General features: G+C 73.3%; 12 protein-coding genes and 1 pseudogene. 12 read left to right on the top strand and 1 reads right to left on the bottom strand.

The genetic code is table 11. From position 1 onward, the window contains the following. From ACSNOH_RS28045 to mutM, 9 genes and pseudogenes are all read left to right on the top strand, one after another. Positions 1–985 (top strand): annotated as a pseudogene (locus ACSNOH_RS28045) (DAK2 domain-containing protein); the annotation flags it as partial. Positions 986–1,078: 93 nt separating this feature from the next. Next, on the top strand, positions 1,079–3,331 hold the full coding sequence (gene recG / locus ACSNOH_RS28040; protein ID WP_436724228.1) for an ATP-dependent DNA helicase RecG: 2,253 nt from the start codon (positions 1,079–1,081) through the stop codon (positions 3,329–3,331). 164 nt (positions 3,332–3,495) lie between these two features. Continuing rightward, positions 3,496–4,095, top strand: coding sequence for a 16S rRNA (guanine(966)-N(2))-methyltransferase RsmD (rsmD, locus tag ACSNOH_RS28035; RefSeq protein ID WP_436724227.1), 600 nt, complete (start codon positions 3,496–3,498; stop codon positions 4,093–4,095). Continuing rightward, positions 4,092–4,601, top strand: a complete 510-nt coding sequence (gene coaD, locus ACSNOH_RS28030; protein WP_436724226.1) for a pantetheine-phosphate adenylyltransferase — start codon at positions 4,092–4,094, stop codon at positions 4,599–4,601. The genes rsmD and coaD overlap by 4 nt, the downstream gene beginning before the upstream one ends. A gap of 96 nt (positions 4,602–4,697) precedes the next feature. Continuing rightward, positions 4,698–5,816 (top strand): ATP synthase F0 subunit B, encoded by a 1,119-nt coding sequence (locus tag ACSNOH_RS28025; protein WP_436724225.1) that lies wholly within the window; start codon positions 4,698–4,700, stop codon positions 5,814–5,816. A 214-nt stretch (positions 5,817–6,030) separates the two neighbouring features. After that, a complete protein-coding gene (locus ACSNOH_RS28020) occupies positions 6,031–6,627 on the top strand; it encodes a YceD family protein (protein ID WP_436724224.1) in 597 nt (198 codons plus the stop codon). Between the two features lie 2 nt (positions 6,628–6,629). Further along, on the top strand, positions 6,630–6,803 hold the full coding sequence (rpmF, locus tag ACSNOH_RS28015) for a 50S ribosomal protein L32 (RefSeq protein ID WP_015657589.1): 174 nt from the start codon (positions 6,630–6,632) through the stop codon (positions 6,801–6,803). A 19-nt stretch (positions 6,804–6,822) separates the two neighbouring features. Next, the gene (gene rnc, locus ACSNOH_RS28010; RefSeq protein WP_436724223.1) at positions 6,823–7,677 is read left to right on the top strand and encodes a ribonuclease III; all 855 of its coding nucleotides are present in this window, start codon (positions 6,823–6,825) and stop codon (positions 7,675–7,677) included. Between the two features lie 190 nt (positions 7,678–7,867). After that, a complete protein-coding gene (gene mutM, locus ACSNOH_RS28005) occupies positions 7,868–8,758 on the top strand; it encodes a bifunctional DNA-formamidopyrimidine glycosylase/DNA-(apurinic or apyrimidinic site) lyase (RefSeq protein WP_436724222.1) in 891 nt (296 codons plus the stop codon). A 24-nt stretch (positions 8,759–8,782) separates the two neighbouring features. Here the strand turns inward: mutM and ACSNOH_RS28000 are convergent, their stop codons facing one another. Then, complete coding sequence (locus tag ACSNOH_RS28000; RefSeq protein WP_436724221.1) at positions 8,783–9,670, bottom strand: CAP domain-containing protein; 888 nt, start codon at positions 9,668–9,670, stop codon at positions 8,783–8,785. A 307-nt stretch (positions 9,671–9,977) separates the two neighbouring features. On the opposite strand from ACSNOH_RS28000, the gene ACSNOH_RS27995 reads away from it, so the two are divergent. From ACSNOH_RS27995 to ACSNOH_RS27985, 3 genes are all read left to right on the top strand, one after another. Continuing rightward, complete coding sequence (locus ACSNOH_RS27995; RefSeq protein ID WP_436724220.1) at positions 9,978–10,259, top strand: acylphosphatase; 282 nt, start codon at positions 9,978–9,980, stop codon at positions 10,257–10,259. Positions 10,260–10,703: 444 nt separating this feature from the next. Then, positions 10,704–10,910 (top strand): hypothetical protein, encoded by a 207-nt coding sequence (locus ACSNOH_RS27990; protein ID WP_030369319.1) that lies wholly within the window; start codon positions 10,704–10,706, stop codon positions 10,908–10,910. A gap of 267 nt (positions 10,911–11,177) precedes the next feature. Further along, a partial coding sequence (locus ACSNOH_RS27985; protein WP_436724219.1) for a chromosome segregation SMC family protein occupies positions 11,178–13,081 on the top strand: 1,904 nt, incomplete at its 3' end.

Here is a 13,081-nt window from a genome sequence, read left to right as displayed (position 1 = left end):
CGCCACGGGCGGCCCCGTGCCCTGCCCCGGCGCCGCCCAGGGCGGCGACTCGCCCGCCTTCGAGGTCATCTACCTCCTCGACGCCGACGACACCGCCGTCCCCCGCCTGCGTGCCCGGCTCGACGCCCTCGGCGACTCCCTCGTCGTCGTCGGCGGCGACGGCCTGTGGAACGTCCACGTCCACGTGGACGACGCCGGAGCCGCAGTCGAGGCCGGCATCGAGGCGGGCCGCCCCCACCGCATCCGCATCACGCACTTCGCCGGCACAGGCGCCGCGCCCGCGGTCCCCGGGGAGCCGGTCGCGGCCCGTACCCGCGAGCCCGCCCAGCGCGCCGTCGTGGCCGTCGTCCCCGGCGAGGGCCTCGCCGCGTTGTGCACCGACGCCGGCGCCACCGTCGTCACGGCCCGCCCCGGGGAGCCCCCCGCCAGCGGCGAGCTCGCCGACGCCATCCGGCGCGCCAACGCCCGCGAGGTCGTCCTGCTGCCCAACGACCCCGAGCTGCAGCACACCGCGGCCGCCGCCGCCGAGCAGGCTCGCGCCGGCGGCGTCCGCGTCGCCCTGATCCCCACCCGCGCCGCCGTCCAGGGCATCGCCGCCCTCGCCGTCCACGAGCCCGCCCGCCGCTTCGACGAGGACGTCGTCGCGATGACCTCCGCCGCCGGCGCCACCCGCTACGCCGAGCTCGCCGTCGCCGAACGGCAGGCCTGGACCATGGCCGGCGTCTGCCAGGCCGGCGACGTCCTCGGCCTCATCGACGGCGACGTGGCCGTCATCGGCTCCGACCTCGCCGTCACCGCCGGCACCGTTCTCGACCGCATGCTCGCCGCGGGCGGCGAAATGGTCACCCTCGTCCTCGGCGCGGACGTCCCCGACGCCCTCGCCGACCGCCTGGAGCGGCACGTACGGGGCGGGCACCTCGCCGTCGACACGGTCGTCTACCGGGGCGGGCAGCAGTCGCCCCCGCTGCTCATCGGCATCGAATGACCCCAGCTGACCCCTGCTGACCTCCCGCGGCGGCCCGGCCGGACGACCGCGGAGCGCGCCGGATGGCGCGGCCTGTCAGTGCCGTGGTGTGCAATGGGTCCCGTGCCCGCGCTTCACGAACCCCTGAAGAAGATCCTCGGCGGCAGCACCGCGAAGGTGATGGCCGAGCACCTCGACCTGCACACGGCCGGCGATCTGCTGCACCACTACCCGCGCCGCTACGCCGAGCGCGGCGAGCTGACCCGCCTCGCGGACCTGCCGCTGGACGAGCACGTCACCGTCGTCGCCCAGGTCGCCAAGGCCGCCATGAAGACCTTCAACCACGGCAAGGGCGTCCGCCTGGAAGTCGTGGTCACCGACGGCAGCGGCTCCCTGACCCTCGTCTTCTTCGGCCGCGGCGCCTACGCCCGGGAGAAGGAGCTGATCCCCGGCCGGCGCGGCATGTTCGCCGGCAAGGTCTCCGTCTTCAACCGCACCCGCCAGCTCCTCCACCCCGACTACGAGCTCCTGGACCGCGACAGCGAGGCAGGGGCGGCGGAGGCCTTCGCGGGCCGCCTCCTGCCGATCTACCCCGCCTGCAAGCAGTTCCAGTCGTGGAAGCTCACCAAGGCCGTCGACACCCTCCTCGATCTCTTCGAGGCCGAGCAGTGGCAGGGCCTCACCGACCCGCTGCCCCCCTCGCTGCGCGACGGCCGCGGCCTCGCGGAGCTCCCCGACGCCTTCCGCAAGGTCCACCGGCCGCGCACCAAGGCCGACATCGAGGACGCCAGGGCGCGCCTGAAGTGGGACGAAGCGTTCGTCCTCCAGGTCGCCCTCGCCCGCCGCCGGCACGCCGACTCCCAGCTGCCCGCCGTCGCCCGCAAGCCCGTGCCCGGCGGCATCCTCGACGCCTTCGATGCCAAGCTGCCCTTCACCCTCACCGAGGGCCAGCGCGCCGTCTCCGCGGAGATCTTCGGCGATCTGGCCACCGAGCACCCCATGCACCGCCTCCTCCAGGGGGAAGTCGGCTCCGGCAAGACCATGGTGGCGCTGCGCGCCATGCTGGGCGTCGTCGACGCGGGCGGCCAGGCGGCGATGCTCGCCCCCACCGAAGTCCTCGCCCAGCAGCACCACCGGTCCGTCGTCGAGATGATGGGGGAGCTGGCCGAGGGCGGCATGCTCGGCGGCGCCGAGCACGGCACCAAGGTCGTCCTGCTCACGGGCTCCATGGGCGTGGCCGCCCGGCGGCAGGCGCTGCTCGACCTCGTCACCGGCGAGGCCGGCATCGTCATCGGCACCCACGCCCTCATCGAGGACAAGGTGCAGTTCCACGACCTCGGCCTGGTCGTCGTGGACGAACAGCACCGCTTCGGCGTCGAGCAGCGCGACGCCCTCCGCTCCAAGGGCAAGCAACCGCCGCACCTCCTGGTGATGACGGCGACCCCCATCCCGCGCACCGTCGCCATGACCGTCTTCGGCGACCTGGAGACCTCCGTCCTGGACCAGCTGCCCGCCGGCCGCTCGCCCATCGCCACCCACGTGGTGCCCGCCAAGGACAAGCCCCACTTCCTCGCCCGCACCTGGGAGCGGGTCCGCGAGGAGATCGAGGGCGGCCACCAGGCCTACGTGGTCTGCCCGCGCATCGGCGACGACCTGGGCGAGGAGAACGGCGCCGGGACGGCCGCGAAGGGCCGCTCCGGCAGCCCCGGGAGCGACCCGGAGAAGGCCGCCGCGGAGGCCGACGGCGAGCGGCGCCCGCCCCTCGCCGTCGTGGACGTCGCCGAGCAGCTCACCAAGGGGCCCCTGAAGGGGCTGCGCGTGGAGGTCCTGCACGGCCGCATGCAGCCCGAGGCCAAGGACGACGTGATGCGCCGCTTCGCCGCCGGCGAGGTGGACGTCCTGGTCGCCACGACCGTCATCGAGGTCGGCGTGAACGTGCCCAACTCCACCGTCATGGTGATCATGGACGCGGACCGGTTCGGCGTCTCCCAGCTCCACCAGCTGCGCGGCCGTGTGGGGCGCGGCTCCGCCCCCGGCCTGTGCCTGCTCGTCACCGACGCCTCCGAAGCGAGCCCGGCCCGCGCCCGGCTCGCCGCCGTCGCGGCCACGCTGGACGGCTTCGAACTGTCCCGCATCGACCTCGAACAGCGCCGCGAGGGCGACGTCCTCGGCCAGGCCCAGTCCGGCGTGCGCTCGTCCCTGCGCATGCTCACCGTCATCGACGACGAGGAGATCATCGCCGCCGCCCGCGAGGAGGCCGCCGCGGTCGTCGCCGCCGACCCCGGCCTGGAAGGGCTCCCCGAGCTGCGCACCGCCCTGGACGCCCTGCTGGACGAGGAGCGCGAGCAGTACCTGGACAAGGGCTGACGCACCGGCACACGGCGGAGGGACGCGCGGGGAGGCTGCCGCGCGGCCGCCCCCGCGGAGGCGCCCGCCGCCCGCCGACGCCCTAGGCTGAAGGGACGGCGCCCCGACCGGCCGACTGTCAGGCCGCCGCCCCGTCACACCGTCACGAAGGACCAGAGGACCCCATGACCCGCGTGATCGCCGGCACCGCCGGCGGACGCCGCCTCGCCGTGCCGCCCGGCACCGGCACCCGCCCGACCTCCGACCGGGCGCGCGAGGGCCTGTTCTCCACCCTGGAGTCCCTCCTGGGCACCCTCCACGGCGCCCGCGTCCTCGACCTGTACGGCGGCTCCGGCGCGGTCGGCCTGGAGGCGCTCTCGCGCGGCGCCGCGCACGCCCTGCTGGTGGAGTCCGACGCCCGCGCGGTGCGCACCATCCGGGACAACGTCCGCGCCGTCGGCCTCCCCGGCGCCGAGGTCCGCGTCGGCAAGGCCGAGCAGATCGTGGCCGGCCCCGCCCCCGCCGCCCCGTACGACGTGGTCTTCCTGGACCCGCCCTACGCCGTCACCGACGAGGCGCTCCGCGAGATTCTCCTCACACTCCGTACCGGAGGGTGGCTTGCCGAGGATGCGCTGGCCACCGTGGAGCGCAGCACCAGAGGCGGGGAATTCCCCTGGCCGGACGGTTTCGAGGCACTGAGGGCCCGTCGCTACGGCGAGGGGACGCTTTGGTACGGTCGCGCCGCCTCGACGTGCGCCGAAGAGACATCTCCCCGCGCGTCATGAATGGACCGGAGAGCGAGGAGACACCGTTGCGCCGCGCCGTCTGTCCGGGGTCGTTCGACCCCGTCACCAATGGACACCTCGACATCATCGCCCGCGCTTCCAGGCTGTACGACGTCGTCCACGTCGCAGTGATGATCAACAAGTCGAAGCAGGGCCTGTTCACGGTCGAGGAGCGGATAGACCTGCTCCGCCAGGTCACGGCCGAGTACGGGAACGTGAAGGTGGAGTCCTTCCACGGCCTGCTCGTCGACTTCTGCAAGCAGCGCGACATCCCCGCCATCGTCAAGGGGCTGCGGGCGGTCAGCGACTTCGACTACGAGCTGCAGATGGCTCAGATGAACAACGGGCTCTCGGGCGTCGAGACCCTGTTCGTCCCCACCAACCCGACGTACAGCTTCCTGTCGTCCAGCCTGGTCAAGGAAGTCGCCGCATGGGGCGGCGACGTCTCCCACCTGGTGCCCCCGCTGGTGCTGGAGGCGCTCACCGAACGCCTCGGCGAGCGCTGACGGACACCCTCCGCCGGCGGCTGTCGGGCGGGGGCCGGCTGCCCGTACAGTCGTCCCCGTTCGTGTCGTCCGGCAGAAGAGAGTGGCGAGCGCCAGGTGGACGTCCAGAAGAAGCTCGACGAGATCGTCGCGACCGTCACCGCCGCACGGTCCATGCCGATGTCCGCCTCATGCGTCATCAACCGCGCCGAACTGCTCGCCCTCCTCGAAGAGCTCCGTGCCGGGCTGCCCGGCTCGCTCGCCCGCGCCCAGGAGGTGATCGGCGACCGTGAGCAGCTGGTCGCCGAGGCCCGCGAGGAGGCCGAGCGGATCATCGCCTCCGCCCGGGCCCACCGCGGGTCGCTGATCTCCGACACCGAGGTCGCCCGGCAGTCCCAGGAGGAGGCCGACCGCATCCTCGCGGAGGCCCGCCGGCAGGCCGAGGAGATCCGCACCGAGGCCGACGACTACGTCGACAGCAAGCTCGCCAACTTCGAGGTCGTCCTCACCAAGACCATCGGCTCCGTCGACCGCGGCCGCGAGAAGCTCCTCGGCCGCACGGACGACGGCGGCGGCCAGGGCGACCCGGACACGGACGCCCCGGAGCCCAGCTCCGACCCCCGCGTCCAGCGGCAGCAGGCCGACGCCTACGTCGACGCCAAGCTGGGCGCCGTCTCGGCGGTCCTCAGCAAGACGCTGGAAGCCGTCGGCCGCGGCCGCGAGAAGCTCCTCGGCGCCCGCCCCGCCGACGAACTCGGCGCCCACATGGCCGCTCAGGACGGGCTCCGCGCCGCCCGCCCCACGAGCGACGCCGACTTCCTCGCCGGGCTGGCGGTGCCCCAGGCGCAGGCGGCACCGGAGCCGGCGGCGGCCGCGCACGGGGCGCCTCATGCCGCGCCTCATGCGGGCGGCTACGAGGGCTACTACGCCCCGCAGGGCTACCAGCCGGACCCGTACGCCTACCAGCAGCCGTACGGGGCGGAGGGCGCCTCCCACGGCCCGCAGCCGGACCCGTACGCGGTCACGAGCGGCTACCAGCAGGCCGACCCCTACGCCTGGCCCGCCCACGCCCCGGGCGACGGCTACGGGGCCGCCCAGAGCGGTTACGCGCCCCAGCAGCACCAGCCCGCCCAGAGCCCGCCCCATGCGGGCGGCGCCGCACTGGACGAGACGAGCCTCTTCGACACCTCGATGATCGACCTGGAGCAGCTCCGCCGGTACGAGCAGGGCCGCTGACCGCCGCCGGCAAAACGCCCCGCCCGGTGCCCGGCCGTCCGTTGACGGCGGCCGATTGGGTCTACGGCGACCCGTCCAGTATCCTGGCTCTTCGGTCGCGTGTGCATTCGCGATCTCGGCTGCCCGCGTCCCGTATGCGGCCGCAGGCCCGCCGACACCGCAGCGTAGAAAGCAGGAAGCCCTGAACGCCCGCCTCGATCACCGTTCCCCTCTCGTGTTCGACACACGCGAGCTGGGGCGGCGTCCCGGTGCGCTGAAGCGGCTCTCCCGCTCCGTCCCGGCCCCCGATCACCTCGGTATCGAGGTCATCTCCGTGGCCGAGGGCGCGACCGTCGAGCTCGACCTCCGACTGGAGTCGGTCATGGAAGGGGTGCTCGTCACAGGCACCGCCCGTGCACCGCTCACCGGGGAGTGCGTAAGGTGTCTGGAGCCGCTTGAGCGAGAGCTCGAAGTGGACTTCCAGGAGATGTACTCCTACCCCGACGCCGATGACCGGAGCCGCCCCGCGGATACCGGCGACGACGCCGAGGAAGACGAAGAGGACATGCTCTTCCTCGAGGGCGACTTGCTCGACCTCGAGCCCGTGCTGCGCGATGCGGTGGTGCTCGCACTGCCGCTGCAGCCGGTGTGCCGGGAAGACTGCCCCGGCCTGTGCTCCGAGTGCGGCGCACGGCTGGCGGACGACCCGGACCACCACCACGAGACCGTCGACATTCGTTGGGCGGCACTGCAGGGACTCGCCGGTTCCGACCAGGACGGCGAGAAGGACAACGCACCCCGCTCCGTCGGGGATGACTCACAGGAGAAGTAGCCGTGGCTGTTCCGAAGCGGAAGATGTCGCGCAGCAACACGCGCCACCGCCGGTCGCAGTGGAAGGCTGCGGTCACCCCCCTGGTGGCGTGCGAGCGCTGCCACGAGCCGAAGCAGCAGCACATCGCGTGCCCGAGCTGCGGCACCTACAACAAGCGCCAGGTCCTCGAGGTCTGATCGGCGGGTGACAGGCTTCATGTCAGACGCCACTACGCCGAAGAGGGCGCCGGCGGACACGGCCTCGTCTCACACGCTTCTGGAAGGGCGGCTCGGGTACAGACTCGAGACCGCCCTTCTGGTGCGTGCGCTGACCCACCGTTCCTACGCGTACGAGAACGGCGGTCTGCCGACCAACGAGCGTCTGGAGTTCCTCGGGGACTCCGTGCTGGGCCTCGTGGTCACGGACACGCTCTACCGCATCCACCCCGACCTGCCCGAGGGCCAGCTGGCCAAGCTGCGGGCCGCGGTGGTCAACTCCCGTGCGCTGGCGGAGGTCGGCCGCGGGCTCGACCTCGGCTCCTTCATCCGGCTCGGCCGCGGTGAAGAGGGCACGGGCGGCCGCAACAAGGCGTCCATCCTCGCGGACACCCTCGAAGCGGTCATCGGTGCGGTCTACCTCGACCAGGGCCTGGACGCCGCTGCCGAGCTCGTGCACCGGCTCTTCGATCCCTTGATCGAGAAGTCCTCGAACCTCGGCGCCGGCCTGGACTGGAAGACCAGCCTCCAGGAGCTGACCGCGACGGAGGGCCTCGGCGTGCCCGAGTACCTGGTCTCGGAGACCGGCCCCGACCACGAGAAGACCTTCACGGCTGCTGCCCGCGTCGGTGGTGTCGCGTACGGCACCGGCACCGGCCGCAGCAAGAAGGAAGCGGAGCAGCAGGCGGCCGAGGCCGCCTGGCGCGCCATCCACGAGGCGGCCGAAGCACGCGCGGCCGCCGCCCGGAAGGCCGAGGCCGCACCGCAGGCCGACGCCGCCAAGGCCGAGGCCGGCAAGGCCGGAGCCGTGGAGCAGGCCGGGGCCGAGGCCCCCGAGGCCGGCACCGCATCCTGACGCGCACGTTCCCGGACGCCGGGCGGGCCTGACTCCAGGCCCGCCCGGCGTCCGGCGAATGCGCCACAGACGAATCCCCCGCCGTGCGGCCGCGCGGGCCGCAGGCAGGCAGCCGCCTCACGCACGTACGTACCGGAACCCGGAACGGCCGGCCGCCCCATGCGGCCGCCCCATGCGCTGGAGGAGCACCGTGCCCGAACTACCCGAGGTCGAGGTCGTACGCCGCGGCCTGGAGCGCTGGGTCTGCGGCCGCACCGTGGCCGCCGTCGACGTCCTCCACCCCCGGGCCGTCCGCCGGCACCTCGCCGGTCCCGGCGACTTCGCCGCCCAGCTGACCGGACGCCGCCTCGGCGCGGCCCGCCGCCGCGGCAAGTACTTGTGGCTGCCCCTGGAGACGGACGGCCCCACGGGCCCCGACCGCGCGATCCTCGCCCACCTCGGCATGAGCGGCCAGCTCCTCGTCCAGCCGCACGAGGCCCCCGACGAGAAGCACCTGCGCATCCGCATCCGCTTCGCCGACGACGCCGGCACGGAGCTGCGCTTCGTCGACCAGCGCACCTTCGGCGGGCTCTCCCTGCACGACACCGTGCCCGGCGACCCCGAGGGGCTCCCCGGCGTCATCGCGCACATCGCCCGCGACCCCCTGGACCCCGCCTTCGACGAAGCGGCCTTCCACGCCGCCCTGCGCCGGCGCCGTACGACCATCAAGCGCGCCCTGCTCGACCAGTCGCTGATCAGCGGCGTCGGCAACATCTACGCCGACGAGGCGCTGTGGCGCTCCAGGCTGCACTACGACCGCCCCACCGCGACCCTCACCCGGCCGCGCAGCGCGGAGCTGCTCACGCACATCCGCGAGGTCATGCACGAGGCCCTCGCCGTCGGCGGCACCAGCTTCGACAGCCTCTACGTCAACGTGAACGGCGAGTCCGGCTACTTCGACCGCTCCCTGGACGCGTACGGGCGCGAGGACGAGCCGTGCCGCCGCTGCGGCACGGCCATGCGCCGCAGGCCCTGGATGAACCGCTCCAGCTACTTCTGCCCCCGCTGCCAGCGCCCCCCGCGCCCGGGCGCCGCCGCCTAGCAGCGCCGGGCCGGGGAAGCCGCGTCAGTAGCCGAAGTCCTGCGTCCACCAGGGGCCGCTCCCGCTGGTGTTCAGCCCGATGCCGAGCGTCCGGTACTCGCCGTTGAGGATGTTCGCGCGGTGCCCCGCGCTGTGCATCCAGGCATCCATGACGGCGCGGGCGTCGGGATGGCCCCGTGCGATGTTCTCCCCGCCGAGGTTGCGGATGCCGCGCGTGGCCGCCCGGTCCCACGGGGTGTGCCCGTCCGGGTCCGTGTGACTGAAGAAGCCCCGCCGGGCCATGTCGTCGCTGAACGACTGCGCGAGCCTCGTCAGTTGGGCGCTGGCCCGCAAGGGGCGGCAACCCGCCTTCGCGCGCTCCTTGTTGACCAGGGCGAGCAGCTCCTGCGCCATCCCCGGATACATGCCGTCCTGCTCGGCCGCGCGCTCACGGGCCGCCAGCTGCGCACGGTCGGCGGCCTGGAACTCTCCCCGGGCCTGACCCTGAACGCGGGGCGCGGCGTCCGCTCCGTCCTGCTCGGCCGCATCGGCGGGGGGCGCTTCTGCGGACTCCTCGAAGCCGCTGTCCGCCCCATGCGGCTCCCCGGGCCCGGACGCCGGGTCGGAAGGCGCTGCCGCGGGCGTGGCGGCTGCGTAGCGCGCGGAGGGCGCTGAGGCGGCGACGGGCGCCGTCCTGTCCGCCCCCGGCGCGGGAGGCCGCTCGGCGTTGCGGCTCACATGCGGCCGGCCCCTGCCGGCGCCGCCGCCGTCCGGCAGGGCGAACTCGGCGGGCGGCTCGTCGGTCAGCACCTGCCGGTCCCCGCCGCTGTCGCTGCCGAGCTGGAGCGTGCCGCCGCCGGAGAAGAGGCCGGAGGTCATGGCGACGACGCCCATGGCCATGGCGGCGGACGCGCCCAGCAGGCCCGTCCGCACCGGTGTCCTCGCGCGGCCGCGGCCGGGGCGGCGGGAGCCCGGGGGCCATGACCCGGCCGTGCCGCCGGGTTCGTCAGGGGGGCCGGACTCCGGGGCGCCGTGCGTCCCCCCGGCAGCCGGGGGAGCGGGGACGGGACTGCCTGCGGTCCGGGGGGCAGAGCGTCGGTGGCGACCCATCCGCTGCCTTCCTTACCTGTTCGGCTCGGTGTGCGTCACTCGTACGGGGAGACCTGTCGAGCGGCGACTGTACGGCAAGGCATCCGGGGTCGAAGTGCTGATTATGCAATTGGCCGGTTAGCGTGCAGACATGAACGAGAATGTCCGTCTCACGGCGTGGGTCCGTGGACATGTGCAAGGTGTCGGCTTCCGGTGGTTCACACGGGAGAACGCCATGCGCATCGGTGCACTGGCCGGTTTCGCGTCGAATCTCTCCGACGGCCGGGTCCAGGTCGTCGCGGAAGGCCCGCGCGAGGGATGCGAACTTCTGCTCGATTGGCTGCGGACGGGCGACACGCCCGGACGAGTGGACGGGGTCACCGAGATCTGGGGCGACCCGCGGGGCGGATACGACGGGTTCGAGATCCGCTGACGGGTCCGCCGACATAACGGTTCGGAAAACAGAAAATCATCCGGGAGGGGAGGGGGAGGGGCGTGCGGGCGCCGTGAAGAACGGGTGCGAAGGGCTTCGATGACCTTAGTGATATGCCTTTGGCATATGCGAAGGAGAGAAATTCCCTGATGGTTGCCAAGACGGCCCCGGCGTGGAAGGCTGCGAGACAACGGATGATCTCCACGCCCCCACGGGCCCCGGCCGATCCGGCGCCGCGCACGCACCGCCGCGCCCCCTGGGACGCCCGCGGATACGGGGTGTGATCGTGTTGACCGTCAAACCATTTGGTGAGACTCTGGAAGCCCCGCGCACCTTAGCTGTTTGGCATTGAACACCGCAGTAGCGATGGCAGACACCGCGGGTGCGAATCCCTCACGACCCACACCGCTTCGGTCGGTCACTCAGTGTGGAGGACCATCCATCATGGCAAAGGCGCTTCTCGGTTACGTCGGCGGCTCCGACCCCCGAGTCCTCGCCGAGATGCGACGGCTTCAGCAGCGTGTCCAGGACCTCGAATCCGAGCTCATCCGGATGCAGGCCGAGAATGACGCGCTGTCTGCCGCCGCTCACCACGGCGACTCGCTGCTCGACAGCATCGACGTTTCCAAGGCGGAGCCTGCGCTCGCCTGACCAGAGGCCCTGCCCCGGGGGCCGGTCGGGCTGCACTGTCAGCCGCTTGAGAGTTGCAAGGGACGCTTCGGCGTCCCTTCGTCATTTTCCGATCATCATATGGTCGCGGTATTTCCGGTGATTGCGGCTATTTTTTCCCACTTTTCGGTGCGCTCTTAACGACTGATGTGCCCTGCCCCTTCGCGGGTGAAACCCTTTGCGGCGGCGCGGCGCGCCAGCACCCCGTCCGGGGCGCGGGAAGAGGGCCGGGCGGTAGAGTCCTTCCGCGTGCACCTCAAGAGCCTGACCCTGCGGGGGTTCAAATCCTTCGCCTCCGCGACGACCCTGCGCTTCGAGCCCGGGATCACCTGCGTCGTGGGACCCAACGGCTCCGGCAAGTCCAATGTCGTCGACGCCCTCTCCTGGGTCATGGGCGAGCAGGGGGCCAAGTCCCTGCGCGGCGGCAAGATGGAAGACGTGATCTTCGCCGGGACGACCGGCCGCCCCCCGCTGGGCCGCGCCGAAGTCTCCCTCACGATCGACAACTCCGACGGCGCCCTGCCGATCGACTACTCCGAGGTCACCATCACGCGGATCATGTTCCGCAACGGAGGCAGCGAGTACCAGATCAACGGCGACACCTGCCGGCTCCTCGACATCCAGGAACTCCTCTCGGACTCCGGCATCGGCCGCGAGATGCACGTCATCGTCGGCCAGGGACAGCTCGACTCCGTCCTGCACGCCGACCCCGCCGGCCGCCGGGCCTTCATCGAGGAGGCGGCAGGCGTCCTCAAGCACCGCAAACGCAAGGAGAAGGCCCTCCGCAAGCTCGACGCCATGCGCGCGAACCTCGCCCGCGTCCAGGACCTCACCGACGAACTGCGGCGGCAGCTCAAGCCGCTCGGCCGCCAGGCCGCCGTCGCGCGCCGCGCCGCCGTCATCCAGGCAGACCTGCGCGACGCCCGCCTGAGGCTGCTCGCCGACGACCTCGTCACCCTGCGGGAGGCGCTGCGCACCGAGCTCGCGGACGAAGCCGCGCTGAAGGCCCGCAAGGACGCCGCCGAGGCCGAGCTGAAGACCGCGCTCCAGCGCGAGGCGGCCCTGGAGGAACAGGTGCGGGCGCTCACCCCGCGCCTGGCCGGCGCCCAGCAGACCTGGTACGAGCTCTCCCGCCTCGCCGAGCGGGTACGGGGCACGATCGGCCTCGCCGACGCGCGCGTCACCAGCGCGACCTCCGCCCCGGCCGAGGAACGGCGCGGTCGCGACCCGGAGGACCTGGAGCGCGAAGCGGCCCGCATCCGCGAGCAGGAGGCCGAACTGGAGGCCGCCCTGGAGGCCGCGAGCCGGGCCCTTGAGGACACCAGCGAGCACCGCGCCGCCCTGGAGCGGCAACTGGCCGAGGAGGAGCGCCGCCTCAGGGACGCCGCCCGGGCCATCGCCGACCACCGCGAGGAGCTCGCCCGGCTCCAGGGGCGCGTGACCGCCGCCCGCGGCCGGGCGGCCTCCGCGCAGGCCGAGATCGACCGGCTGGTCGCCGCGCGCGACGAGGCGGGGGAGCGCGCGGTCGCCGCCCAGGAGGAGTACGAGCGGCAGCAGGGGGAGGTCGAGGGGCTCGACGCCGGGGACGCCGAACTGGCCAGCCGGCATGAGGCCGCCAAAGCGGAACTCGCCGCCGCGGAAGCCGCACTGACCGAGGCCCGCGAGGAGGCCACGGCCACCGAGCGCCGCCGGGCGGCCACCGGCGCCCGCCGCGACGCACTCGCCCTGGGACTGCGCCGCAAGGACGGCACGGGGGCGCTGCTGGCTGCGCAGGATCGTTTGTCCGGACTGCTGGGGCCGGCAGCCGAGCTGCTGACCGTCGCTCCCGGGTACGAACTGCCTGTCGCCGCCGCCCTCGGCGCCGCCGCGGACGCCCTCGCGGTCACGGACACCGCCACGGCGGCCGAGGCGCTCAGGCTGCTCCGCAAGCAGGACGCGGGGCGGGCGGCGCTCGTGGTGGCACCGGGCATGGGGCGGGGCGCGGCGCACAGCAGCGACGGCCCCGTGCCGGGCTCCGCACCGGGTCCCATGCCGGGCTCCGCAGCGGGCCCCATGCCGGGCTCCGCACCGGGCCACGTCCCGGGCTCCGCGCCGTCGGCCGCACGAGGCGCTCACAGCGCCGCCTCATGCGGCCCCCGCCCCGCCCTCGAACT

It is taken from the genome of Streptomyces sp. URMC 127 (genome assembly GCF_051386535.1).
In the GTDB taxonomy this organism is placed as follows: domain Bacteria; phylum Actinomycetota; class Actinomycetes; order Streptomycetales; family Streptomycetaceae; genus Streptomyces.
This window is presented reverse-complemented; position numbering and strand designations above follow the sequence as displayed.

Bases quoted from the DNA above. Each gene is read 5' to 3' on its own strand.
- recG (WP_436724228.1), top strand. From the start codon at position 1,079: ATGGGTCCCGTGCCCGCGCTTCACGAACCCCTGAAGAAGATCCTCGGC.
- rsmD (WP_436724227.1), top strand. From the start codon at position 3,496: ATGACCCGCGTGATCGCCGGCACCGCCGGCGGACGCCGCCTCGCCGTG.
- coaD (WP_436724226.1), top strand. From the start codon at position 4,092: ATGAATGGACCGGAGAGCGAGGAGACACCGTTGCGCCGCGCCGTCTGT.
- rnc (WP_436724223.1), top strand. From the start codon at position 6,823: ATGTCAGACGCCACTACGCCGAAGAGGGCGCCGGCGGACACGGCCTCG.
- ACSNOH_RS27995 (WP_436724220.1), top strand. From the start codon at position 9,978: ATGAACGAGAATGTCCGTCTCACGGCGTGGGTCCGTGGACATGTGCAA.
- ACSNOH_RS27990 (WP_030369319.1), top strand. From the start codon at position 10,704: ATGGCAAAGGCGCTTCTCGGTTACGTCGGCGGCTCCGACCCCCGAGTC.